Source organism: Corynebacterium sp. AOP40-9SA-29 (assembly GCF_052377405.1).
Taxonomy (GTDB): Bacteria; Actinomycetota; Actinomycetes; order Mycobacteriales; family Mycobacteriaceae; genus Corynebacterium.
On record NZ_JBQSWR010000010.1, the window covers coordinates 1 to 23,142 of the forward strand.

Consider the following 23,142-nt stretch of genomic DNA (forward strand, 5'->3'; position numbering starts at 1 on the left):
CTGATTCAGCACTCCGCCGGGTCGGGCAAGACCAACTCCATTGCCTGGTTGGCCCACCGTCTTGCACGCCTGCAGGTCAACAACGAGAAGGTCTTCGACACCGTCATCGTCGTGACTGACCGGAATGTCCTGGATGCGCAGTTGCAGGAGGCCATCAAGCAGATCGACACCGACAACCAGTCGATCGTCAGCACCATCGATGACAAAGCGATCCGCGAGTACGCCAGCCTCAGCGAGGCTAACTCCGCCTCCAAGTCCGGGGCGCTCGGTCACGCTATCGAGTCCGGCAAGCTCATCGTTGTCGTCACGATCCAGACATTCCCGTTCATCCTCGACAAGATCCAGAACGCCAGGGAGCTCAAGGCGAAGAAGTTCGCCATCATTGCTGACGAGGCGCACTCCTCACAGTCGGGCAACACGGCCGCACAGCTCAAGAGTGTGCTCACCGACGAGCAGAAGGATGAGCTCGATGAGACCGGTGAGGTTGAGGTCGATGCCGAGCAGATGATGATCAACAGGATGCTGAGTCACGAGATGGCCGCCAAAGCCTCTCATGAGGGCATCTCGTTCTTTGCGTTCACGGCGACTCCGAAGAAGAAGACTCTCGAACTGTTCGGGCATCGTGATAGCGACGAGGGCGAACCCCGCCCCTTCCACCTGTACTCAATGAAGCAGGCGATCGAGGAGGAGTTCATCCTCGACGTGCTGCGTGGCTACCGCACGTACAAGATGTACTTCGATCTGGGGGAGAAGATCAAGGGTGGCTTGGACATCGAAGTTGATGAAGCCCAGGCGAAGAGATCTGTGATGCAGTGGGTGCGGGTCAACCCCACGACGATCGCGCAGAAGGCTGCGATCATTGTCGAGCATTTCCGCGAGAACGTCGCCCATTTGCTCGATGGGTCGGCCAAAGCGATGGTGGTTTCTCCCAATCGGCTCGGTGCCGTGCGCTACAAGCGTGAGATCGACAGGTACATCAAGTCCAGGGGACTCGGCTATGAAACGCTCGTTGCCTTTTCTGGCACTGTCGAGGACGCCGACACTAGCGCTGAGCTCGGGCTAGAGACGCTGACCGAGGCAACGATGAATCATGGCGCGCGTGATCTGCGCCAAGAGTTCAAGAGCGATCAGTACCGGGTGATGATCGTGGCCAGCAAGTTCCAGACCGGCTTCGATCAGCCGCTGCTGTGCGCGATGTATGTCGATAAGAAACTCTCCGGCATTACCGCGGTGCAGACACTGTCCCGCTTGAATCGGACCCATACAACCGCGAAGGGGACGAAGAAGACCGCGGCCATGACCCAGGTTGTCGACTTCGTGAACGAACCGTCGGAGATCCAGGAGTCCTTCGAGCCCTACTTCCATGATGCCAAGATCGACGAGACCACGGACCCGAACCTCATCTGGGACATCGTGTCCAAGCTCGACGGCGCTGATATCTACGATATCGACCAGGTCGAGCTCGTCGCGACGGTGTTCTTGACCGAGGGAACCGGGACAGGATCGAAGATCAACCGCGAAATTGCCAGGGGCCTGGGGCCGGCGAAGAAGAGGTTCCGGGAGCAGTGGAAGCATGCGCAGCTCACGGAGGATCGCATTGAACTCAATGAGCTCGAGCTCTTCCGTAAGAACACGACCTCGTTCCTCAACTTCTACGATTTCATGACCCAGGTCGTCGACTACGAGGACACGGATCTCGCGAAGAAGGCGATCTACCTGCGTCTCCTCGCACCCCATCTGAGAGATACCGAGATCTCAGAGACTATCGATCTTGCTGATGTGGAGCTGACCCGCCTTCAGCTCGTCGAGGAGCAGCCCGTAGACATCGACATTTCCGCTGGGGCAGTCGTCACAGGAACCACCGCGGTGGCGAGCGGAGAGCCACGAGATCCGAAGATGGTCGCGCTCCTTGAGGTCGTCCGAGAACTCTCGACGATGCTCGGCGAGTCCGAGGAGACCACGCATGGTGCGGTGTCGACGATCCTGTCCAAGCTTGGCGAAGACGAGATCCTGGTGCAGCAGGCGAAGTCGAACAGTGAGTCACAGTTCGAGGAGAGTCCCGATCTCCACGCAAGTACCGATGAGGCGGTGCTCGGTGCAGGCGACGTCATGAGCCGGGTCAGCGAGCTCATTTTTGCCGGCGACTCGGACGCCGAACGTGCCAGGCTGCTCATTGCGCGTGCTTTCTACCGGTCTCAGGCCGACGGGATATCGCTCGCAGGGTAGTCAACGTAGCTCCTGCGGGCTGCACCTTCAGCACCCCAGGGGGCACCCGGCTGGATTAGCGACGGTCATGGCGACTAGCCTTACCTAACTGAACATCGATGTGTTTCTAGACGTTTCCAGGAAAGTGCAGCCCCGTGAACCCTCTGTCGCCCGTCCTCCCACCTCTGCGCAGCTCAGGGCGGTCGCTGCGCATCGCCTCCTCCGCCTCTCTCGTGGCCGTCGTCGCAGCTCGTCCGCTCGCAGTGGCGGCCCCGTCGGCCTTCACTCCGGTGGCAGCGGCGCAGACTGCTGTCTCCCAGGAGGGAACACAGGGAACCTCGCAACCCGCAGCGGTATCCCAGGGCTCGTTCTCCTGGGGGATCAAGCAGTCCTTCCGCAACTACCTCACCGGGCCGATCGCGGGCGGGCACTGGACACTGGACGGCGTCGGTTTCTCCGGGACATCCAACGGTGAGGACGGCAGCTTCGACTTCACCGTTGACCCGTCCTCGGCCGCTGTACAGGGCGATGACGCTGACCTGCCGCTGCAGGGCTCGGTGAACCTGGTCGGCCACGGCGGGCTGATCAATGTGACCCTGTCCAACATGGTCCTGCAGGTCCGCGGCGGACAGGCCCAGCTCATCGCCGACGGTCGCTACCTCGCCGCGGACGCCGACGCGGTGGTCAGCATGGCCGGTGGTCCGCCGGCGTTCACCGCATCGCCGGTGGCGACCTTCGCGCTGGACGAGACGCTGAGCCAGGCTGGTGGTGCCGAGGGCACCGCCACGCTGGCCGGCGACGGTTGGATCCACGAGAACCTCAACCAGGCGCTGCTCGGCAACTACGGGGAGGGCAAGAACGACGGCGACCGGTTCTCGCTCAACCTGTCCACGGTGCCCGCCGCCGGGACCAACACCGTCGACGACTCGGTGACCGTGGCACGCTCCGCCGGGCAGCCCGAGGGCACCGCCGCGGCGGCCACGACGGAGGCAGCTACCGCCACAGCCCCCGCTGCCCAGACACAGGCTCAGGCCCAAACCCAGTCCCAGCCCTCCGCTGACACCACCACCTGCGGTCAGGTCACCTCGGCGTCGGCAGGGTGGGGGATCAAGCAGTCCTTCCGCAGCTACCTCAACGGCCCCATCGCAATGGGCGGCTGGGACCTCGACGGCGTCGGCTTCTCCGGCGAGCCCCGCGGCTCCGGCCAGTTCGACTTCACCGGCGATCCTGCTTCAGCACAGCTCTCCGGGCAGGATGCCGACATCCCGTTGGCCGGCTCGGTCCACATGAACGGCCACTTCGGCGCGCTCGACATCACGCTGTCGAATATGTCCGTCAAGGTCCGTGGCACCCAAGCCCAGTTCATCGCGGACTATCGCTCCAGCACGGTCAGCAGCTTCTCGCCGGGCGCAGCGGTCACCGGTGCGGACACCGGCAGCCAGGTCGCCATCGCCGAGTTCACCCTCGATCAGCCGATCGCCGCCACCGACTCCGGCACCATCAACCTGTCCGGTCCCGGCTACATCACCGCCGAGGGCAATACCGCCTTCGGTGGCAACTACGGCGAGGGCAATAACGAGGCCGACCCGCTGAACGTCACCCTGCAGACCGACGGCGGCGAATGCGGCACTACAGCTACTACCGGCCTCGGCGAACTCGCCGCGGCGTCCCCCGCCACCGGCGGTACCAGCGGCGCCGCTGGCACAGGCACGGGCGCCGCAGCGTCCGGCTCCGGCACCCCGGACCTGGCGCTCACCGCGGGCGCAGCGAGCACGGCAGGTGCCGCGGGTACGGCGGACACCACCTGCGACGCGCAGGACGACACGGCGAACCGCGTCGTGGACGCCCGCATGGGTTGGGGAGTGCGCGAGTCCTTCCGCAGCTACATCAGCGGCAGCATCGCCAACGGCGGCTGGACCACCGGTGGCGAGACCGTCTACAGCGACGGCGCGTTCGTCTTCTCCGGTAACGAGGGCACTGTCTCCGTCGAAGACGACCAGGTCACCGACGGTGTGCTGTCCTTCGCCGGCTCGGTGAACTTCACCGGACACGACGGAGTGCTGGACACCACCGTGGCCAACCCGGAGATCCGCCTGTCCGGCTCCGCCGGCACGCTGGTGGCCGACGTCACCTCCAATGACACCGACGGCAACCCGCACGACTACGGCCGCATCGAGGTCGGCTCGCTGTCGGTGTCGCAGGCCGGCGTCAGCGAGGGCATCCTCGACGGCACTGCGTCGGTGACGCTCACGCAGGACGGCTCCTCGGCGATGGGCTCGTTCTACGAGGCAGGGTCGCAGATGGATCCGCTGACCTTCCGCGCTGCGCTGGCCGACGGCTGCGATGGCGATGCGGATGGTCTCGGCGACATGCCCGAGGACGAGGACGGCGTGCCCGAGGGTGCGCAGAACGACGACGGTGATGGTGAGGTCACCATCCGCGACACCTCCGACGGCGAGGACAATGACGCCGATGACGAGAATGCGCTCGTGTCCTTCGTCACGACTCCGTCCTCGGCGATCCCCAGCGCGATTGCGCTGATCGCCGTCGCCGTTGCCGCCTGGTTCGGTGTGCGACTGCGTCGCTCTGGTGAGTAACTGTCGGATGGCACCGGTGGCGGACTAGACTCGTGGACGTGTCTGAGCCAGTGACCGAACCGTCCTCTGCGCCCGCTTCGCCACCCGACGGAGGGGCGGACGTTCCGACGGCCGGTGCCCGCCGACGTCGCACCGGCTGGCGCTCCTTCCTCACCCCGGGGTGGGTGATCACCGCCGTGGTGGCGGTGGCCTTCGCCTATGTGGCCTTCACCGTCCTGGCGCCCTGGCAGCTCGGCAAGAACCGCGATACCAATGAGTTCAACGACCGGTTGAGCGCGGGGCTGGAGCAGGACCCGGTGTCGGCGGCAGATGTGCTGCCCGCCGATGGGTCGAGCGCGGGGGAGGAGAGCGAGTGGACCCGCGTAGAGATGCAGGGGCGCTTCCTCGTCGACGAGGAAGTGCTGCTGCGCAACCGGCCGGTCGACGGACGCCCCGCCTACCACGCGCTCACCCCGTTCCGGATGGACGACGGGACGACGGTGCTGGTCAACCGCGGCTGGGATCGCCCGGTCGATGGTTCCGCCGCGCCGGACGTCCCGGCGGCTACGTCCACCCCGGTCACGGTGACCGGCTATGTGCGCATGTCGGAGGCCGTGCCGGGCAATGACCCGATGACCGCCGATGGTCGCCTGCAGGTCTACGGCATGAGCACCTCGATGGTCGGGGACACCGTGGGCCTGGATCTCGCCGCCGACTATGTGCAGCTCGACGACACCTCAGTGGCGATCGCCGATCCCTCGGGCACGATGTCGGCCCTGGAGTTGCCGAACCTGGACTCCGGACCCTACCTGTCCTACGGGCTGCAGTGGATCGCCTTCGGAGTGATGGTGCCGCTGGGTCTGGCCTACTTCGTGTGGGCGGAGATCCGGGAGCGCCGCCGTCGCCGCGCCGAGGTCGCCGCGGAGACTGCGGCATCGGCCGCACCCGCGACGGAGACAGCAACGCAGACACAGACACAGACGCAGACGCAGACGGCGCCGGAGCGTCCTACGTCGTCGTCGAGTCGGGCGAGCAAGTTGGAGAACCGCTACGGGGGGAGCCGGACCCGGTTCTACGACAAGCGCAATGCCCGAGATCAGGAGCGCTTCTAGGGGTGGCGGCGAAACCGAAAGTACTTTTTCGGTAGAACTTGTACGGTGTTCAAGTTAGGGTGTGTCCATGGACAACATCCTCACGACTGCACGCTCGCGCGTCCTCGACGACGGCCGCGGGCTCGACTACGACGACCTCATCCGCATCCTCCAGCTCCCTGACGAGAGCATCCCCGACCTGCTCGCCCTGGCCCACGAAGTCCGGGTGAAGTGGTGCGGCGAAGAAGTGGAGATGGAGGGCATCGTCAGCCTGAAGACCGGCGGCTGCCCGGAAGACTGCCATTTCTGCTCCCAGTCCGGCCTCTTTGACTCCCCGGTGCGTTCCACCCGACTCGACATCGCCGAACTCATTGAACAAGCCCGTCAGACCGCCAAGACCGGCGCCACCGAATTCTGCATCGTCGCCGCCGTGCGTGGCCCCGACGAGAACCTCATGGGCCAGCTCGAAGTCGCCATCGAGGAGATCTACGCCAATGTCGACGGTATCGACGTCTCGGTGTCGGTGGGCATGCTGACCCAGAAGGATGTCGACCGGCTCAAGGCGGTCGGGGTGCACCGCTACAACCACAACCTGGAGACCGCCCGCAGCTACTTCCCGAAGGTGGTGACAACGCACACCTGGGAGGAACGTCGGGCGACGATGGACCTGATCAAGGACGCCGGCATCGAGGTGTGCTGCGGCGGCATCGTCGGCATGGGCGAGTCGATGGAGCAGCGCGCCGAGTTTGCCGTGCAGCTCGCCGAACTCGACCCCGACGAGGTGCCGCTGAACTTCCTGGATCCGCGCCCCGGCACACCCTTCGCGGATATGCCGGTGATGGACGGGAAGGACGCACTGCGCGCCGTGGGCATGTTCCGCCTGGCGATGCCGGCGACCACGCTGCGCTTCGCCGGGGGACGCGAACTCACCCTCGGCGACCTGGGTGTGGAGCAGGGCCTCACCGGCGGCATCAACGGCGTGATCGTCGGCAACTACCTCACCACCCTCGGCCGCCCCGCCGAGGAGGACATGGACATGGTGGGCCGCATGAACCTGCCGATCAAGGTGCTGAGCCGCAGTGTCTAGCGCAGAATCCGGTACGGAATCAGGTGCAGGTTCGCGAACTCGTTCGCGGCGGGGCCGCGGTATTGGCCCCTTCGACCCCTACACCGGGGCGGACCTGGGGGCGGGGGAGTCGCTGGAGTATTCACCGTCGCAGAAGGCTGGTCTGGACGTCCCCCGGTACTGCGCGACTTGCGGGCGGCGCACCGTCGCCCAGGTCACCCCGCATGGGTGGACGGCCACCTGCTCGCGCCACGGCACGATCGACTCCGTGGACTTCGAGCTGCGCTAACTAGCGCTGAACCGCGCTGATTCCCCTCAGCCGCGGGCGTCGACCTGGGCACGCGCCCAGTCGACGACGCCGGGGATAGCCTCGGCGAGCTGGCGGGAGACCTCGGCGAAACCGTCGCGGTCGCCGTAGTAGGGATCCTCGACCTCCTTATCGCCGGCCGGCCCGAAGCTGCGGAACAAGGCGATACGGTCCTCGTCGACACCCCGCTTGATCAGCGCCTTACGGTGCGCGGCGGTCATGACCAGGAAGAGGTCGGCGTCGCGGTGCTCGGGGCCGAACTGGGCGGCGCGGTGACCGGAACCGTTGTAACCGTCCTGCTTCAACCGGGCGACGGCTCGCGGGTCGGCGGCCTCGCCGACGTGCCAGCCATCGGTGCCGCAGGAGTTCAGCCGAACGTCGTCCTCCAGCCCGGCCTGCTCGAGCGCGCTGCGCACCATGATCTCACCCATCGGCGAGCGGCAGATGTTGCCGGTGCACACCACGCAGATATGCGGCCGGTCATCGGACCACTCGTCGACCAGGCGGCGCAGTTCGGAGGCGTCGGCTACCGAGTAGTCGGCCTTGCGGTGCTCATCGCGGATGCCGTAGCCCCAGTCGACCAGCACGCTGCGCACGCCGTAGGCGCGGGCACCCTCCACGTCGTGGATGCGGTCGCCAACCATCAGCAGACCGCGACGGTGGGCGGGACCACCCTCTGCGACGGGGGTGATCGGCCCACCGGGAGCGCCGAGCTGCTCGAGGGCGTAGGCGACGACAGCGTCCTTGGCCCGTCGGGTCCCGTCGTCAGACGCGGTAGCGATGACGTCGAAGTAGTCATAAAGGTCGAAGTGCTTGAGCAGCCGGGTTGCCGAACTCAGCGACTTCGACGTCGCCGTGGCCAGCGTGTACCCCTGCGCCTTCCACAGCCGCAGCAGTTCGGCCACCCCGTCGAAGGGCCTAGCCTCCAACCAGCCGCCGCCGTCGTAGTGCTCGCGGTAGCTGGCTATCGTCGCGTCGAGCTGCTCGCCCTCTAAACCGAGGTTGCGCAGGCTGTCGACCATCGGGGGACCCGCGATCAACTGCAGTAGGTCCTCGCCGGGGGCGGGGACGTCGTTGTCCTCCAGGGCGCGCAGGAAGCTCGAGCGGATACCCGGATAGGAGTCGACGAGTGTCCCGTCGACGTCGACAAGTAGGGTCCTGTTCCTGGTGCCTGATGGCTCATGTGCGTCCGTCACGCAACCCAGGGTGCCAGAATACCGGCGGCCCGGCCACGGCAGGGTCACCGAAGTGGCGTCGGGGCGCGGTGGGGAACCGTGGTGCGGGCGGTATCGTGGGCGGGGTGAACGCGACACAAAGTGGACAAGAACCGGCCGACACGACCGCAACCGTGGCCTCGGTCGTCTCGGTGATCGAGGACGCCTACCCGCCGCAGCTCGCCGAGTCCTGGGACGCCTGCGGCCTGGTGTGTGGCGACCCGGACGCACCGGTGCACACGGTCATGGTTGCCCTGGACTGCACCGACGAGGTGGTGGAGCGCGCCATCGACGGCGGGGCTGACCTGCTGCTGGTGCACCACCCGCTGCTGATGCGCGGGGTGACCGGGGTGCCGGCGAACCACCCGAAGGGTCGGATCGTGCACCGTCTCATCCGCGCCGGGGTGGCCCTGTATTCGGCACACACCAGCGCCGACTCGGCACGCCCCGGAGTCAACGACCGCCTCGCCGAGATCCTGGGCGTCAGCGCGGGAGCCCCGTTGGCACCGTCCTCGGCCTCGGCGACAGTGGCGGTGCGCGCCGCTCGCGGCGAGGCAATCGCCCCCGTGCTCGACTCCTGGGGCTTCACCGTCCCCGTGCAGGACGCGGAGGTCGTGAAGGAGGCGGTCTTCGCCGTCGGCGGTGGCACCGTGAGCGGCTACGAACGCTGCTCCCACGAGTCCCCAGTGCGCGGGCAGTTCCTCCCGGGCACGTCCGCCGACCCGCACACCGGCACGCCCGGGCAGTTGGAACACGTCGAGGAGCTGCGCGTGGAATTCGTCGCCGCCCGCTCGCGTCGTGCGGCGGTCTTGGAGGCCCTGCTGACCGCGCATCCTTATGAGGAGCCGGCCTATGACGTCACCGAGATCGCCGGTGTGCCCGCCGACCCGACGACCGCCTTCGGCATCGGCCGCGTCGGCGAACTCGACACCGAGATGACGCTGCGCGAGTTCACCGAACGGGTCGCACAGCGCCTGCCGGCCACGAGCTGGGGGGTGCGCGCGGCTGGCGACCCGGAGACCATCATCCGCCGTGTCGCCGTTTCCTCCGGGGCCGGCGACAGTTTCCTGGGTACGGTGGCAGGATTGGACGTCGACTGCTTCGTCACCTCCGACCTGCGCCACCACCCGGTGGATGAACACCTGCGCGCCGGCGGCTGCGCGATCATCGATACCGCCCACTGGGCCAGCGAGTTCCCCTGGTGTTCGCAGGCCGCCGAGATCATCGCCGCCGCCGACCCGCGGGTCGCCACGGCAGTGATCGACGTCCGTACCGACCCGTGGACCGTCCACGCCCCGTCACCTAGTTCCGGAGGACAGCACCGTGCCTGATGCACCGACCAGTTTCCGCCCCTCGTCGCACTCATCGCGACGCCCCGCCCACGTAGTCCTGTGGGACCTGGTCAACGTCGACGCCAAACGCAGCGCACTCGCCGGCGAGATCGGCGCGTCCGGCACGTCCGGTGCGTCTGAAGAGATCGCGAGCCGGGAGAAGGACGTTGTCGCCGCGCGCCAAGCGAAGGCCGCCGCCGAACGCGAAACGCAGGACGCGACGCTGCGTCTGCAGCGCATGCAGCAGGACGCCGCGAAGTTGCGCGCCCGTCGCCGCGACGACATCAATGCCCTCGGCGCGGCCGTCGACACCGAAACCCGACGCGACCTCAAGCACGACCTCACCGTCGCCGAACGCCGCCTCGCCGAGGTGGAGGAGGCCATCGAGGCTGAAGGGACGTCCTCATCGGGTGCCGGTGACAGCGATTCCGACACTGTCCTTGAAGTGGCCCTCGCCGCCCTAGAGAGCGCCCGCGAGTCCCACGCTGCCCGGCAGCGGGAGATCACCGGGCAGCTGGAGTCGCTGCAGGAGCACTCCGACTCCCTGCGCACCGAACTGGAAGAGGGTTCCTCACCGCAGCTGCTGCGCCGCTACGACCACGCCCAGCGCGAGAACGGCGTCGGCGCGGCCGCCCTGGCCGGGTCGTCCTGCCGGGCCTGCTTCATGACCTTGGACCGGGCGTCGCTCGCCGAGATCCTCGCCGCGCCGAAGGACGACCCGGCGTCCTGCCCCGAGTGCGGCGTGATGCTCCTGCCCGAGGCCAGCGCCTACGAGGCAGAAGGTGACAGGGGCTCCCGGTCGTGAGTGGCGCACCGGGCTGGATGGGTGAGCGTGGCGCGCCCGTGCGCGTACTGCTGCTGCGCCACGGGCAGACCGCGATGTCGGCGGCCGGGGTGTTCTCCGGACGCAGCGACCCGGACCTCACCGACCTCGGTACCGAGCAGGCGCGCCGGGCGGCGTCCTGCCTGGCCGCACGTCAGGACGCAGGGGAGGGGATCGACCGGATCATCTCCTCGCCGCTGGCCAGGACCAGGCAGACCGCCGAGGAAGCGGCGAGTCGGCTGGGGCTGGAGGTGGAGGTCGACGACAACCTCATCGAGACCGACTTCGGCGAGTGGGAGGGCCTGACCTTCGACGAAGTGCACCGGCGCTGGCCGGACGAGCACGCCGCGTGGGTCGGCGACACCACCGTGCCCACCGTCGGCGGGGAGAGCATGGCCGCCGTGGAGCGGCGGTGTGGTGAGCTGGTTCAGGGGCTGGCGCAGGGGCTGGAGGGTGACCCGGCGGGTACCCGTACCGTCCTGCTGGTCAGCCACGTGTCGCCGATCAAGGCGATCCTGCGCCGGGCACTGCAGGTGCCGGCCACGATGTACTCCACCCTGCACCTGGACCTGGCGGGACTGTCGAACGTGGAGTTCTACCCCGACCATTCGGTGGTCCGTGGGGTCAATGACACCCACCACCTGCTTTAACCGGCGCTGACCGGCACTGAATGGGTCAGCGCGGGCGGGTGCTAGAGTTGTCCGGGTCGAGAGGGCCGGGTGATCGCGGCGCCGGGGACCGCGTCTGCATGCGTGCGGGCGTGGGCCCGGTGTCGAGGAAAGTCCGGACTCCTCAGAGCACGGTGGTTGTTAACGGCAACCCGGGGTGACCCGCGGGCAAGTGCCACAGAAAACAGACCGCCTCGACCGTCCTTGGCTCGTTCCAGGGTCGGGCCGGGGTAAGGGTGAAACGGTGCGGTAAGAGCGCACCAGTGCGTCGGGTGACCGGCGTAGCTAGGTAAACCCCACCGGGAGCAAGGTCAAGTGGCTGCGACCGTTTTTACGGTGTGGCCGTGCCCCGTCGACTGCTCGTCGGTGAAGGGGCAGGTAGACCGCTTGAGGCAGCCGGCGACGGCTGACCCAGATGGATGATCGCCGCCGCACATACCCGGGCCTTTGTGCCCGGGGCGGGACAGAATCCGGCTCATAGGCCCTCTCGACGCACAACTTTTTCTCGTGTTCGCCGGTGCCCGGCCGGGATCGTTAGAATGATTCACCGTGAATGACGGCACCGCAGGACACAGCGAGGACACGGCCCCAGACGCAGTACCGGACGCAGCACAGGCGCAGAAGCGTCCGGCCTTGGCGCGCGTGCTGTTCCCGTCCGGCGAGGAGCCGGACCCGCGGTTCACCCTGGCCAATGAGCGGACCTTCCTGGCGTGGATGCGCACTTCGCTGGCGTTCATCGCCGGTGGTGTGGCGCTGGAGGCGTTGCCCGTCGACGACCTGCCCGGGCACCTGCGCTCTGCCGGGGCCCTGGTCGCCATCGCCATCGGCATCCTGTTGGCCGGTGGGGCGGCGGTGCGATGGCTGCGCGTGGAGCGCGCGATGCGTGAGGACCGCCCATTGCCAGCACCGGCGATCGTGCCTGCCCTGTCGGTGGGGGCGGTGCTCGCCGCGGTGGTGGTCTCGATCATGGTGTTCTCGTGAGCCTGCCGACGGACCCGGGGTTGCAGCCGGAACGCACGAGCATGTCCTGGGGCAGGACGTCGTTGGCCTACCTGGTGGCTGCGGCGGTGATGCTGCGCTGGGCACCGCACTACGGTGCGGTGGTGGTGGGGGTTTCCGGCGGGTTGATGCTGGTGGCGGGGGTGATCTACGCGACGCAACGGCGTCGCTACGACCGCTACCGGCGCGTGGTGGCTGGTTCGGTGGCAGGCGCGCAGACAGGTTCGCAGGACGCGGCGCCGGGGGTTTCGTCCGGCGCGGTGGTGGCGCTGACGGCCGGCACGGTGGTGCTGGGGCTGGCGGGCATGGTGTTCGTGCTGGCCGACGCGCGCAGTGCGTTCGGCGGTTAGACTCGAACGGTATGAGCGATAACGAGTGGTACTTCGACACCTCCAGCGGTGAGGTGACCCAGGGCAAGACCTCGGGCTGGGACAACCGGATGGGCCCGTACTCCTCGAAACAGGAGGCTGAGCAGGCACTGGAGACCGCGCGGGCGCGCACGAAGGCGGCCGACGACTGGGACGAGGACGACTAGCGCCCGGCTAACGTCCGTCTAACGTCCTGATGATCACGCGGCCTGCTCCAGCGTGAGCAGCGTGGTCTTGGCCTCCAACCCACCGAGGTAGCCGCCGAGACTCCCGTCGGAGCGCAGCACCCGGTGGCAGGGCACCACGACCGGCAGCGGGTTGGTCGCGCAAGCCGTGCCCACGGCGCGAACCGCCTTCGGGTTGCCGACCAGTGCGGCGACTTCCTTGTAGGTCTGCGTGTGTCCGTAGCCGATGTGCGGGAGGTGGCGCTGCACCTGCTGCCGGAAGCCCGAGGACATGGCGTAGTCCAGGGGGACGTCGAAGGCGTGCCTGCTGCCCGCGAAGTATTCGTCCAGTTCCGCCGCGACCGCGTCTAGGCGCCGCGGTTCTTCGACTACCCGCGGGCTCACTTTCGCCGCCAGCGTCTCCAGCACCGTGTCGAAGCCCTCGCAGTCGAAGGCGACACGCACCAGGCCCGCGTCCGTCGCGGCCAGCAGCAGCGTGCCCACCGGGGAGTCGAGCGTGCGGTAGGCGACGTCCACCAGGTCGAGGTCGGTCGCTGTCGCAGCCAGACTCGCCCGCAACCCATCCAGTGCGGAGGCGTCGACGGGGAAGAGGTCGGAGAGTTCGTCGGTCATTGCGACGGTCCTTTCGTGTGCCCCTCGGCACGGTAGGTTGTGCGCAGACTCCTGATGCCGTCGGACGCGGCGCGTCGCACCGCCTCCGGGGTGCCGCCGATGATCCCGGCGGTCTCGGTATGCGGCAGTCCGCCGAGGTAGTGGTAGGCGATCGCGAGGCGTTGGCGCTCCGGGAGCGCCGTCACCGCGGCCCACACCCCGTGCTCGTCCTGGCCGGGAGAGCCCTCCGGATTGCCGAGTGCGGAAGCCTGTTCGGGCAGGTCGTCGCTGGGGACGGCGTGGCGGGCGCGGGCCCGGGTGATATCGACGGCCTTGCGGTGGGCAACGCGCACCAGCCACGCCTCCACGTTCGTATCGTCCGGCAACTCCGGCCAAGAGCGCAGTGCGGCGAGGAAGGACTCCGACCATGCGTCGTCGGCGTCCGGGCCGGGGCCGAGCACGGCGCGGCAGACCCGCAGCACGGTGGCCCCGTGCCGCCTCACGGCCTCATCGAATGGTTGCTGCATCCTCACACAGGGTAGACGCGCCGGCGGCCGGGAACGTGAGGTGCGATTTTTAGAAGCAGTGCTCCTGGGCAGGGAAGGTGCCCTCGGCGACCTCGCGCTTGTAGGACGCTGCGGCGTTCGTGAGGTCCTCACCGACCTGCGCCCACTGCTTGGCGAACTTCGGCCGGTGGCCATCGGCGGGGTAGGCGGCGATGTCGTGCCAGACCAGCACCTGGGCGTCCGTCCCCGGGCCGGCGCCGATGCCGACGGTGGGGATGTCGACGGCCTCGGTCGCCCGCGCGGCGACGTCCGCCGGCACCATCTCCAGCACCACGAAATCCGCGCCGGCCTCGGCCACGGCGCGCACGTCGTCGAGCAACTGGTCCGCGGCGTCCCCACGGCCCTGGACCTTGAAGCCCGACAGGGCGTTGACGGACTGCGGGGTGAAGCCGATGTGCGCGCACACCGGGATACCCGCGGCGACCAGCGCGCGGATCCGCGGGGCGATGCGCACCCCGCCCTCGATCTTGACCATCGCCGCGCCGGAACGTCGCATCATCTCCGCAGCCGAGCGCACGGCCTGCTCATCGGAGGCCTCGTAGGTCCCGAACGGGAGGTCGGCGATGACCAGGGCATTGCCCGCACCGCGCACGACGGCGGCGGCGATGTAGATCATCTCGTCGAGGCTGATCTGCTGGGTCTGGGAGTAGCCGAAGACCACGTTGGCGGCGGAATCACCGACCAGCAGGCACTCGATGCCGCCGGCGGAAAGCGCCCGGGCGCTGGAGTAGTCATAGGCGGTGAGCATTGCCCATTTATCGGCCGTCCCCTTGCGCTTTCGCAGGTCGCCGATGCGGACCTGACGGGTGGGGGCGAGGTATCCGGTGGGTTCGTTCTTGTCAGCCATGTCACGATATTGTGCCACGTCAGGCAGGCAGGTGTTAACGATGTGTAACAACCCGTGCAACCGGCCGGAAAAAAGGGGCTGACCGCCGAGTCGGACGTTACGATGGTGGCCATGAGTCGCCAACAGGAATACGTCCTCCGCACGCTCGAGGAACGGGACATCCGCTTCGTCCGTCTGTGGTTCACGGACATCCAGGGGTACCTGAAGTCCGTCGCCGTCGCTCCCGCAGAGCTTGAGGGCGCGTTCGCCGAGGGCATCGGCTTCGACGGGTCCTCGATCGAGGGGTTCTCGCGTGTGGTCGAGTCCGACACAATCGCCAAGCCGGACCCGTCGACGTTCCAGATCCTGCCGCTGGACACCGCCGGCGGCGACAATCAGGTGCTCACCGCACGCATGTTCTGCGACATCGCCATGCCGGACGGGGAGCCGAGCTGGGCCGACCCGCGTCAGGTGCTGCGTCGCCAGCTCAACCGTGCCGCTGACGAGGGCTTCTCCTGCTACGTGCACCCGGAGATAGAGTTCTTCCTGCTCAAGAATGAGAATGGCCCGGACGGGCGTCCGCAGCCCGCTGACACCGGCGGCTACTTCGACCAGGCCGTCACCGACGCCGCACCGCTGTTCCGGCAGGACGCGATCTCCGCGCTGGAATCGATGGGCATTTCCGTGGAGTTCTCCCACCACGAGGCCGGCCCCGGCCAGCAGGAGATCGACCTGCGTTTCGCCGACGCCCTGTCGATGGCGGACAACGTGATGAGCTTCCGCTACATGGTTAAGCAGGTCGCCTCACGTAACGACGTGCGTGCCACCTTCATGCCGAAGCCTTTCCACGAGTACCCCGGTTCGGCGATGCACACGCACATGTCCCTGTTCGAGGGCGAGAACAACGCCTTCCACGATCCGGACGACCAGTTCTACCTCTCGGGTACGGCGAAGTCCTTCATCGCCGGCATCCTGGAGCACGCCCCGGAGATTTCCGCGGTGACCAACCAGTGGGTCAACTCCTACAAGCGCCTGACCAGTGGTGCAGAAGCCCCGACCGCGGCGACGTGGGGTGCGTCCAACCGGTCGGCGATGATCCGCGTGCCGATGTACACGGTGCACAAGCCGTCCTCGCGCCGCGTGGAGATCCGCACGCCGGACTCCGGTGCGAACCCGTACCTGACCTACGCCGTGCTGTTGGCCGCCGGGCTGAAGGGCATCCGGGAAGGCTACGAGCTGCACCCGCCGGTGGAGGAGGACGTGGCGGGCATGACCCGTCGCGAGCGCATGGCGATGGGCTACAAGGACCTGCCCACCGACCTGGACCTGGCCCTGCGCGAGATGGAGAAGTCCGAGCTCGTGGCGGACGCCCTGGGCGAGCACGTCTTCGAGTACTTCCTGCGTAACAAGTGGGAGGAATGGAAGTCCTACCAGTCCCAGGTGACCGCGTGGGAGCTGGCGCACAACCTGGAATTCTAGGGTCTGGGCGGCTCGGCGGCGTGATGGCGCTGCCGTCCATTCCTGTCTTGAAACCCCCCGCGTTTGTTGGTCTACCTCTCGTAGACCAACAACGGCGGGGGGTTTCAGAGCGTTCGGGGCAGTGGTGGCTGATCGGCTGCTCCTACTACTTCCGCACCGAGGCCCCAGCAAGGGCATGCTGACAGGTCGGGTGTTCTCGCGCTTCGGGCAGTCGTCCTGGAGCTGTGAGGCGACCAGCGGTGGGGAAGAGAACTTCCCACGTGGGTCCGTGATTGGCCTATACTGACCACATGACCCAGCGTCCGAGACACCCGGTTAAGGAGCTGGAAGAGGTCATCCGAACAGCGGAACGGCAGGGCTGGTCGGTGGAGAAGCGGAAGTACTTCAAGATGAAGTGCCCGTGCCCTGACAAGCACATGAAGACGGTGCACCTCACCCCGTCGGACCCCAATTACCTACGAAACCTTACCGGGCAATTGAAGCGTAGTACCTGTTGGAAGGAGGAAGCATGAAGCACGTTATCCAGATCACGCAGCAATTCACCCGCAACGGCGATATCACTGAGGCGTTCGATGAGTTCCTGGACCGGGTTCTCGACGACTTCTACGACCGAGGTGTCGACGCAGACTACCTGGCTACGGTGAGCAAGCAGGAGGTCATCTGGACCGTCACCGTCGATGCTGACGACCGCCTGAGTGCCCTGATCGACGCCAGTTCAAGTTTGCGGACTGCGCTGCACGCCGCCGGTGCCTCTACCAATGGGTGGGCTACCCTCGACGATCTACGCAAGGCTGTCGAAGTGAGAGACGCTGACGAGGACCTGGCTTCTGCATAATCCCGTACGCACAACACCCCGGACCGTAATGGGCCGGGGTGTTGTGCTGTACATAGGTCATGCCTCGACGAGCAACATGTAGCCGGCCATGAGTAACAGCATCACCGCGCCCACGGCCTTGATGACCGCCAGTCCCCGGGGTGCCTGCATGATCCAGCCGCGCGCGGCGGAGGCGCACAGTACCCATACGGTGTCCACGACCGGGCCAATCGTCAGCGGGATCAGGGCTAGCAGCACCAGGCCGGGGTACGGGTCGGCACCGGCGGGGAGGAAACCCGGCACAATCGTCCCGAAGATGATCGGGCCTTTCGGATTGGTGACCCCCACGATGAATCCGCTGACCAGGGCCCGGCGTGAGTCCGTCGTGACGGTGAGAGTGTCTGGGTCCGTGTCGGTGACATCTCCCGCAGTGCTACCTGACCATTCATGCCGTGACTCGCGCAGGTACATGCCCGCCAGTACGACGATGACGAGCGCACCGACCACCACGAGAACGGTTTGGAGCCAGTCGTTTCGTTGGAGGAGTTCCCCCAGCAGGAAGACCACGGCCGCGCCCACGGTAGCCATGCCAGCGGTGTTACCAAGGATGCTGAGGAACGCGGCACGGCGTCCTGAAGCGAGGGTCTGGCCGATGATGTAGAGGTTGCTCGGGCCGGGAACGGCGATCAGGACGAACGCCGTGGCCGCGAGGGAGAGAGCCGGGCTGAGCATCGGGAGAGGGGTACCTTCCGGGAAATCGGGAACTGCACAAGGGTAACGGACGTCGCTGGGGCGCGGTACCGGATCTGCACAGCGTCCACCTACCGGGACGGGCATCTATTACGATGGGGCGGAGTCCAGCGCTCGCGTACACGCCACAGCCTGGCCGCGACGGATCCCCGTCGAAGGCCGCATCCCAGGAGTTGAACACCCGGTGAATCAACCGCGTACCACCCGTCGTCGAGTTCCTTCCCCGGTGTCCTTGGGCCTGACCAGGCCTTCGGCGGCTGAGGATCTGACCAGGTTGGGGTGGGACGACGAGGACCACCGCGCGGTGCTCAGCGTCCTGGCGTCCACCGGGGATCCGGACCGGGCGTTGAACGCGGTGGTCCGTCTCGTCGAGACCCTCGACGAGCAAGCAGATGAACAATCAGACGAACAAGCAGATGCCAAGCACTCCTCGGCGGAGCTGCTGGCGAAGATCGATGCCGACCCCACCTTCCGTGTCCGGCTGCTTGCCCTGCTCGGCGGGTCGACGCTGCTCGGCGACCATGTGGTGGCCAATCCGGATATCTGGCCGGAGCTCGCCGGTGAGCTCCCGGAGCGCGAGGAGATCATGGCCGCGCTCACCGACTCGGTGGGGGCGGAGCCAGTGGAGGGCCACGACGGCGACTCCTTGTTGTTCCGCGCCACGGTGACCGGGGTGGACGCGGACCGGGCGATGCGCACGGCCTACCGCACCGTCCTCGCCCGGATCGCCGCGATCGACTTGGCGGACACCTTCAGCGGCACCGCTACCGGCCGCGAGTTCGGCCCCGAGCGCAAGAACACACCGAAGAACACACCAAAGAAGAAAGCCACATCGGACGGCCTGTCGTTCGAGGTCCTCACCGAGCGCCTGGCGGACGCCGCTGATGCCGCACTGACCGCGGCATTGGCCGTCGCCACGGCCACGGTGTACCCCGAGGGGCCGGTGCCGGCGAAGCTGTCCGTGGTGGCGATGGGCAAGTGTGGTGCCCGGGAGTTGAACTACATTTCGGACGTGGACGTCATCTTCGTCGCCGAGCCGGCGGATGCGCAGACCACGCGCCTGGCCGGCGAGTTCATCAACATCGGTTGCCGGGTTTTCTTCGAGGTCGATGCGGCGCTGCGCCCCGAGGGGCGGCACGGCGCATTGGTGCGCACCCTGGAGTCGCACCTGACGTACTACCGCCGGTGGGCGTCCACGTGGGAGTTCCAGGCGTTGCTGAAGGCGCGTCCGATGACCGGTGACCTGGACCTGGGCCGCGATTACGTGGAGCAGTTGGCGCCGATGGTGTGGAGTGCCGCCGAGCGCGAGGACTTCGTGGCCGACGTGCAGGCGATGCGTCGTCGGGTGATCGACAACGTGCCGGACAACCTGCTTCCCCTGGAGCTCAAGCTTGGGCCCGGCGGGCTGCGGGACGTGGAGTTCGCCATCCAGCTGTTGCAGATGGTGCACGGGCGGGTGGATGAGTCGCTGCGCGTGCGCTCCACCGTCAAGGCGCTCGGCGCGTTGGTGGACGGCGGGTACGTGGGCCGGGAGGACGGCCAGATCCTCATCGCCTGCTACGAGTACATGCGACTGCTGGAGCACCGGCTGCAACTGCAGCACCTGCGCCGCACCCACGCTCTGCCGGAGCTCGACGACGAGGCCGGACGCCTGCGTCTGGCGCGCACGGCCGGGGTCCGCGGCGAAGGCCAGGAGAGCGCGGACGCGGCGTTGTCGGCGAAGGTGCGCCGGGTCAGCGGGCAGATCCGCCAGCTGCACAATAAGTTGTTCTACCGTCCGCTGCTGTCCTCGGTGGTGGCGATGCCGGTGGACGCGCTGCGTCTGACCCCGGAGGCCGCACAGCGCCAGCTCGGCGCGCTGGGTTATCTGCATCCGTCGCGGGCGATGGACCACCTGTCGGCTCTGGCGTCGGGCACCACGCGCAAGGACCGGATCCAGGCGATGATCCTGCCGTCGCTGATGGAGTGGCTCTCGGACACCGTCGACCCGGACGCTGGCCTGCTGGCCTACCGCAAGCTCTCCGAGGCCGCCTTCGACCGATCGTGGTTCCTGCGGCTGCTGCGTGACGAAAACATCGTGGGCAAACGCCTGATGCGCATCCTCGGCACGTCCCCGTACATCGCGAACCTCTTCATCGCCTCCCCGGAGGCGGTGCGCATGCTCTCCGACGGGGCCAACGGCCCCAAACTGCTCGAGCAGGACGCCTCGATCATCAGCCACTCGCTCGTCGCTGCCGCCGGACGCCACCGCGACCCGGACGCGGCGATCGCCGTCGCCCGCTCGCTGCGTCGGGCCGAGCTCGCCCGGATCGCCTCGGCCGATCTGCTCGGGTTGATCGACACTCCGGAGGTATGCCGGTCACTGTCGTTGATCTGGGACGCGGTGCTGGAGGCGGCGTTGCGCGCGGAGATCCGCGCGTGGGAGGACGAGAACCACGCCAACGCCCCGGCGCTGATCAGCGTGATCGGGATGGGACGCCTCGGCGGCGCGGAGCTCAGTTACGGCTCGGACGCCGATGTGATGTTCGTCTGCGAACCGGTCGAGGGGGAGAACGACCTCGATGCGGACGGCGACGGCGAAGCAGGCACCGATCAGGACGCGGTGACCTGGGCCAGCGGCATCGCCAAGCGGCTGCGCACCCGGCTGTCGCGTCCGTCCCAGGACCCGCCGCTGGAGGTCGACCTGAACCTGCGTCCGGAAGGACGCAGCGGGCCGACGGTGCGCACGTTGGAGTCCTACCGCGCCTACTACGAGCGCTGGGGCGAGACCTGGGAGTTCCAGGCATTGCTGCGGGCCACGTGGATCGCCGGGGACAAGGACCTCGGCATCCGTTTCCTGCGCACCATCGACACCTTCCGCTACCCGGAGGGCGGAGCCGACCGCACCACGGTGCAGCAGGTGCGCCGGATGAAGGCGCGTGTGGACGGCGAGCGGCTGCCGCGCGGCGCGGACCGCTACACCCACACCAAGCTGGGCCGCGGCGGGCTCACCGACATCGAGTGGACCGTCCAGCTGCTCACCATGCAGAACTGCCACAAGATCGACAACCTGCACAACACCTCTACGCTGCAGGTCATCGAGGAGATCCGCATCGCCGGACTGCTCTCGGAGGCCGACGTCGACATCCTGCGTGACGCCTGGATCGTGGCGACCCGGGCACGCAATGCGATCATCCTCGCCGACGCCAAACGTCGCGACCAGCTGCCGGCACCGGGCCCGCAGCTCGTCAACATCGCCGCGGCGGCGAACTGGGATCCGGAGAACTCCCAGGGCTTCCTCGACGACTACCTGAAGACCACGCGCCGGGCGCGCCGGGTAGTGGACCGGGTGTTCTGGGGCGAAGAGGTTACCGACGCCGAGTTCGGGGACTAGGGGAGACCGAGACTACATGACAGACACTCTCGCCCGCCGCCGGGCGACGAGGTGGACCACGTTCAGTGTGCTCGTGGCCGCCCTCGTCGTCGTGGTGGCGGCCAACCTGGTGCTTGGCCAGTTCACGTTGTCCCCCGGCCAGGTCTGGTCGGCGCTGGTGCACGGCCCCGGCGGTGCGTCCGGCGATGCCGCGGAGGACACCCGGGCGGCCAGCGTGCTGTGGCAGATCCGTCTGCCGCGCATCGTGCTGTGCCTGTTCGTCGGCGCGGCGCTGGCGGTCGCCGGCACATTGCTGCAGGGCCTGTTCGGCAATCCGCTGGCCGAACCCAGCGTGATCGGCGTGACCTCGGGTGCCGGCGTCGGCGCGGCCGCGGCGATCGTGCTGGACATCGCGGTGCTCGGGACGGCGACGGTACCGTTGCTGGCTTTCGTCGCCGGCGTGCTGACCACCGTGGCGATCTATCGCCTGGCCTCGATCGACGGTGAGGTCAAGGTCCTGACCCTGATCCTCACCGGCATCGCGGTCAACGCCGTCGCCGGTGCGGCGATTTCCTTCCTCATCTTCCTGGCGCCGACGTCCTCGCGCGAGCAGGTGATCTTCTGGCAGATGGGCTCGCTCAACGGGGCCCAGTGGAACCAGGTGGCTTTCGTAGCGTTGCCCGTGACGCTGTGCATCATCGCCGCCGTACTCATCGCAGGACGGCTCGACGTGCTGAGCCTCGGCGAGCGCGCCGCCGGTCACGCCGGTGTCAACGTCCCGCTGATGCGGGTGGCGGTGATCGGGTTGTCGACGGCGCTGGCGGCGCTGGCGGTGAGTTTCGCCGGCATCATCGGCTTCGTCGGCCTCATCGTCCCGCATATTCTGCGGCAGGTCACTGGCCCTGCGAACCGATGGCTGGTGCCGTTGTCGGCGCTGGGTGGCGCGGTGCTGCTGTTGCTGGCGGACCTGGCGTCGCGCACGCTGATCGCTTTCGCCGACCTGCCCATCGGCATCTTCACCGCCCTGGTCGGCGGGCCGACATTCTTCATCCTGCTGCGCAGGATGCTCAAGCGGGGAGGTGTGGTCGGATGAGTGGCGAGGTGCTGCTGTCGGCGCAGGACGTGGTGGTGTCGTTGGGTGGCCGCGACGCTACCGAGATCCTCCACGGGGTGGACCTGGAGGTGCACGCCGGCGAGGTCCTGGGGCTGATTGGTCCTAATGGTGCAGGCAAGTCGACGCTGCTGGGTGTGCTCTCCGGCGACACCACACCGGTCTCCGGTGAGGTCCTGCTGGCGGGACGTCCCTACTCCGACTACCGCGGCCGGGAGGCCGCCCGCGTGCGTTCGGTGATGTTGCAGGATTCGCGGGTGTCCTTCGCGCACCTGGTGCGCGACGTGGTGGAGATGGGACGCTCGGCCTGGTCCGGTGCGGCCGAGCCGGCCGAAGAGACCGCGCTGGTCGACGAGTGCCTGCACGAGGTCGGCATGTTCGGCATGCAGGACCGGGACGTGACCACCCTGTCCGGTGGCGAGCGCGCCCGGGTGGCCTTCGCCCGCGTGATGGCGCAGCAGGCACGGTGCATGATGTTGGACGAACCGACGGCGGCGATGGATATCGGCCACCAGGAGCGCACCATGCGTTCGGTGCGCCGGGTCGCCGCTGAAGGTGCCGCTGAAGATACTCCCAGCGGAGTGGGTGTGATCGTGGTGTTGCACGACCTGAATCTCGCCGCGCGCTACTGCGACCGGCTGGCGTTGCTCAGCGATGGGCGGGTGGACGCGGTCGGCGCGCCGGATGAGGTGTGCACCTCTGAGCGCTTGTCGCGGGTGTACGACTGGCCGGTCAGCGTGGACCGGGCGGGTGCGGAGCTATGGATACGCCCCACGGTTCCAACTTTCGGATGATCCGCGGTAAGGGTCTCCATTGTTAG

At 67.5% G+C, this 23,142-nt stretch carries 22 protein-coding genes and 1 other RNA gene; 18 read left to right on the forward strand and 5 right to left on the reverse strand.

What is annotated here, in order from left to right; genetic code table 11:
- The 5 genes from ACT3SZ_RS14450 to bsaP all read left to right on the forward strand — a co-directional run.
- On the forward strand, positions 1 to 2,226 hold a 2,226-nt coding region (locus ACT3SZ_RS14450), incomplete at its 5' end, for a type I restriction enzyme subunit R domain-containing protein (RefSeq protein WP_444619759.1).
- 134 nt (positions 2,227 to 2,360) lie between these two features.
- Positions 2,361 to 4,802 carry an HtaA domain-containing protein gene (locus ACT3SZ_RS14455; protein WP_444619761.1) on the forward strand — a complete coding sequence of 814 codons (2,442 nt, stop codon included), beginning with the start codon at positions 2,361 to 2,363 and terminating at the stop codon, positions 4,800 to 4,802.
- A gap of 38 nt (positions 4,803 to 4,840) precedes the next feature.
- Positions 4,841 to 5,893 (forward strand): SURF1 family cytochrome oxidase biogenesis protein, encoded by a 1,053-nt coding sequence (locus tag ACT3SZ_RS14460; RefSeq protein WP_444619763.1) that lies wholly within the window; start codon positions 4,841 to 4,843, stop codon positions 5,891 to 5,893.
- Positions 5,894 to 5,960: 67 nt separating this feature from the next.
- Positions 5,961 to 6,959, forward strand: a complete 999-nt coding sequence (gene bioB / locus ACT3SZ_RS14465) for a biotin synthase BioB (protein WP_444619765.1) — start codon at positions 5,961 to 5,963, stop codon at positions 6,957 to 6,959.
- 61 nt (positions 6,960 to 7,020) lie between these two features.
- Positions 7,021 to 7,227 (forward strand): biotin synthase auxiliary protein BsaP, encoded by a 207-nt coding sequence (gene bsaP / locus ACT3SZ_RS14470; RefSeq protein ID WP_444619868.1) that lies wholly within the window; start codon positions 7,021 to 7,023, stop codon positions 7,225 to 7,227.
- Positions 7,228 to 7,253: 26 nt separating this feature from the next.
- On the opposite strand, the gene ACT3SZ_RS14475 is transcribed toward bsaP, so the two are convergent.
- Positions 7,254 to 8,441 carry an arsenate reductase/protein-tyrosine-phosphatase family protein gene (locus tag ACT3SZ_RS14475; RefSeq protein WP_444619766.1) on the reverse strand — a complete coding sequence of 396 codons (1,188 nt, stop codon included), beginning with the start codon at positions 8,439 to 8,441 and terminating at the stop codon, positions 7,254 to 7,256.
- A gap of 104 nt (positions 8,442 to 8,545) precedes the next feature.
- Between ACT3SZ_RS14475 and ACT3SZ_RS14480 the strand changes: the two genes are divergently transcribed.
- From ACT3SZ_RS14480 to ACT3SZ_RS14510, 7 genes are all read left to right on the forward strand, one after another.
- Positions 8,546 to 9,790, forward strand: a complete 1,245-nt coding sequence (locus ACT3SZ_RS14480; RefSeq protein WP_444619768.1) for a Nif3-like dinuclear metal center hexameric protein — start codon at positions 8,546 to 8,548, stop codon at positions 9,788 to 9,790.
- The gene (locus ACT3SZ_RS14485; protein WP_444619769.1) at positions 9,783 to 10,595 is read left to right on the forward strand and encodes a zinc ribbon domain-containing protein; all 813 of its coding nucleotides are present in this window, start codon (positions 9,783 to 9,785) and stop codon (positions 10,593 to 10,595) included. Before ACT3SZ_RS14480 ends, ACT3SZ_RS14485 begins: the two co-directional genes overlap by 8 nt.
- On the forward strand, positions 10,592 to 11,263 hold the full coding sequence (locus ACT3SZ_RS14490) for a histidine phosphatase family protein (RefSeq protein WP_444619771.1): 672 nt from the start codon (positions 10,592 to 10,594) through the stop codon (positions 11,261 to 11,263). The genes ACT3SZ_RS14485 and ACT3SZ_RS14490 overlap by 4 nt, the downstream gene beginning before the upstream one ends.
- Before the next feature lie 57 nt (positions 11,264 to 11,320).
- Positions 11,321 to 11,775, forward strand: an RNA gene (rnpB, locus tag ACT3SZ_RS14495) — RNase P RNA component class A.
- 139 nt (positions 11,776 to 11,914) lie between these two features.
- Positions 11,915 to 12,262: a YidH family protein gene (locus tag ACT3SZ_RS14500; protein ID WP_444619870.1), complete on the forward strand. Its 348-nt coding sequence runs from the start codon at positions 11,915 to 11,917 to the stop codon at positions 12,260 to 12,262.
- A complete protein-coding gene (locus ACT3SZ_RS14505) occupies positions 12,259 to 12,630 on the forward strand; it encodes a DUF202 domain-containing protein (RefSeq protein ID WP_444619772.1) in 372 nt (123 codons plus the stop codon). Before ACT3SZ_RS14500 ends, ACT3SZ_RS14505 begins: the two co-directional genes overlap by 4 nt.
- A gap of 11 nt (positions 12,631 to 12,641) precedes the next feature.
- A complete protein-coding gene (locus ACT3SZ_RS14510; RefSeq protein ID WP_444619773.1) occupies positions 12,642 to 12,815 on the forward strand; it encodes an SPOR domain-containing protein in 174 nt (57 codons plus the stop codon).
- A gap of 33 nt (positions 12,816 to 12,848) precedes the next feature.
- Here ACT3SZ_RS14510 and ACT3SZ_RS14515 read toward each other — a convergent pair whose 3' ends face one another.
- From ACT3SZ_RS14515 to panB, 3 genes are read right to left on the reverse strand one after another with little or no spacing between them, the layout of a single operon-like run.
- The gene (locus ACT3SZ_RS14515; RefSeq protein ID WP_444619775.1) at positions 12,849 to 13,445 is read right to left on the reverse strand and encodes a methylated-DNA--[protein]-cysteine S-methyltransferase; all 597 of its coding nucleotides are present in this window, start codon (positions 13,443 to 13,445) and stop codon (positions 12,849 to 12,851) included.
- Complete coding sequence (locus ACT3SZ_RS14520; protein WP_444619777.1) at positions 13,442 to 13,951, reverse strand: RNA polymerase sigma factor; 510 nt, start codon at positions 13,949 to 13,951, stop codon at positions 13,442 to 13,444. Before ACT3SZ_RS14520 ends, ACT3SZ_RS14515 begins: the two co-directional genes overlap by 4 nt.
- Positions 13,952 to 14,000: 49 nt before the next feature.
- A complete protein-coding gene (panB, locus tag ACT3SZ_RS14525) occupies positions 14,001 to 14,837 on the reverse strand; it encodes a 3-methyl-2-oxobutanoate hydroxymethyltransferase (protein WP_444619779.1) in 837 nt (278 codons plus the stop codon).
- A gap of 111 nt (positions 14,838 to 14,948) precedes the next feature.
- On the opposite strand from panB, the gene ACT3SZ_RS14530 reads away from it, so the two are divergent.
- The 3 genes from ACT3SZ_RS14530 to ACT3SZ_RS14540 all read left to right on the forward strand — a co-directional run bounded on the left by ACT3SZ_RS14530 (position 14,949) and on the right by ACT3SZ_RS14540 (position 17,130).
- Entirely contained in the window at positions 14,949 to 16,295 is a 1,347-nt protein-coding gene (locus ACT3SZ_RS14530; RefSeq protein ID WP_444619781.1) for a glutamine synthetase family protein, read from the forward strand.
- Positions 16,296 to 16,585: 290 nt separating this feature from the next.
- Positions 16,586 to 16,807, forward strand: a complete 222-nt coding sequence (locus ACT3SZ_RS14535) for a hypothetical protein (RefSeq protein WP_444619783.1) — start codon at positions 16,586 to 16,588, stop codon at positions 16,805 to 16,807.
- Positions 16,804 to 17,130, forward strand: coding sequence for a hypothetical protein (locus ACT3SZ_RS14540; RefSeq protein ID WP_444619784.1), 327 nt, complete (start codon positions 16,804 to 16,806; stop codon positions 17,128 to 17,130). Before ACT3SZ_RS14535 ends, ACT3SZ_RS14540 begins: the two co-directional genes overlap by 4 nt.
- 57 nt (positions 17,131 to 17,187) lie before the next feature.
- Here ACT3SZ_RS14540 and ACT3SZ_RS14545 read toward each other — a convergent pair whose 3' ends face one another.
- A complete protein-coding gene (locus ACT3SZ_RS14545) occupies positions 17,188 to 17,841 on the reverse strand; it encodes a LysE family translocator (RefSeq protein ID WP_444619786.1) in 654 nt (217 codons plus the stop codon).
- A gap of 202 nt (positions 17,842 to 18,043) precedes the next feature.
- Here ACT3SZ_RS14545 and ACT3SZ_RS14550 point away from each other — a divergent pair, with 202 nt between their 5' ends.
- Genes ACT3SZ_RS14550 through ACT3SZ_RS14560 form a run of 3 tightly spaced genes read left to right on the forward strand, consistent with a single transcriptional unit; the run spans position 18,044 to position 23,116 of the window.
- A complete protein-coding gene (locus ACT3SZ_RS14550; protein WP_444619788.1) occupies positions 18,044 to 21,232 on the forward strand; it encodes a bifunctional [glutamine synthetase] adenylyltransferase/[glutamine synthetase]-adenylyl-L-tyrosine phosphorylase in 3,189 nt (1,062 codons plus the stop codon).
- Positions 21,233 to 21,248: 16 nt separating this feature from the next.
- Positions 21,249 to 22,304 carry a FecCD family ABC transporter permease gene (locus ACT3SZ_RS14555; RefSeq protein ID WP_444619790.1) on the forward strand — a complete coding sequence of 352 codons (1,056 nt, stop codon included), beginning with the start codon at positions 21,249 to 21,251 and terminating at the stop codon, positions 22,302 to 22,304.
- Positions 22,301 to 23,116 carry a heme ABC transporter ATP-binding protein gene (locus tag ACT3SZ_RS14560; protein ID WP_444619792.1) on the forward strand — a complete coding sequence of 272 codons (816 nt, stop codon included), beginning with the start codon at positions 22,301 to 22,303 and terminating at the stop codon, positions 23,114 to 23,116. Before ACT3SZ_RS14555 ends, ACT3SZ_RS14560 begins: the two co-directional genes overlap by 4 nt.
- Positions 23,117 to 23,142: the final 26 nt, after the last annotated feature.

Bases quoted from the DNA above. Each gene is read 5' to 3' on its own strand.
- bioB (WP_444619765.1), top strand. From the start codon at position 5,961: ATGGACAACATCCTCACGACTGCACGCTCGCGCGTCCTCGACGACGGC.
- ACT3SZ_RS14510 (WP_444619773.1), top strand. From the start codon at position 12,642: ATGAGCGATAACGAGTGGTACTTCGACACCTCCAGCGGTGAGGTGACC.
- ACT3SZ_RS14515 (WP_444619775.1), bottom strand. From the start codon at position 13,445: ATGACCGACGAACTCTCCGACCTCTTCCCCGTCGACGCCTCCGCACTG.
- ACT3SZ_RS14520 (WP_444619777.1), bottom strand. From the start codon at position 13,951: ATGCAGCAACCATTCGATGAGGCCGTGAGGCGGCACGGGGCCACCGTG.
- panB (WP_444619779.1), bottom strand. From the start codon at position 14,837: ATGGCTGACAAGAACGAACCCACCGGATACCTCGCCCCCACCCGTCAG.
- ACT3SZ_RS14530 (WP_444619781.1), top strand. From the start codon at position 14,949: ATGAGTCGCCAACAGGAATACGTCCTCCGCACGCTCGAGGAACGGGAC.
- ACT3SZ_RS14535 (WP_444619783.1), top strand. From the start codon at position 16,586: ATGACCCAGCGTCCGAGACACCCGGTTAAGGAGCTGGAAGAGGTCATC.
- ACT3SZ_RS14540 (WP_444619784.1), top strand. From the start codon at position 16,804: ATGAAGCACGTTATCCAGATCACGCAGCAATTCACCCGCAACGGCGAT.
- ACT3SZ_RS14545 (WP_444619786.1), bottom strand. From the start codon at position 17,841: ATGCTCAGCCCGGCTCTCTCCCTCGCGGCCACGGCGTTCGTCCTGATC.
- ACT3SZ_RS14555 (WP_444619790.1), top strand. From the start codon at position 21,249: ATGACAGACACTCTCGCCCGCCGCCGGGCGACGAGGTGGACCACGTTC.
- ACT3SZ_RS14560 (WP_444619792.1), top strand. From the start codon at position 22,301: ATGAGTGGCGAGGTGCTGCTGTCGGCGCAGGACGTGGTGGTGTCGTTG.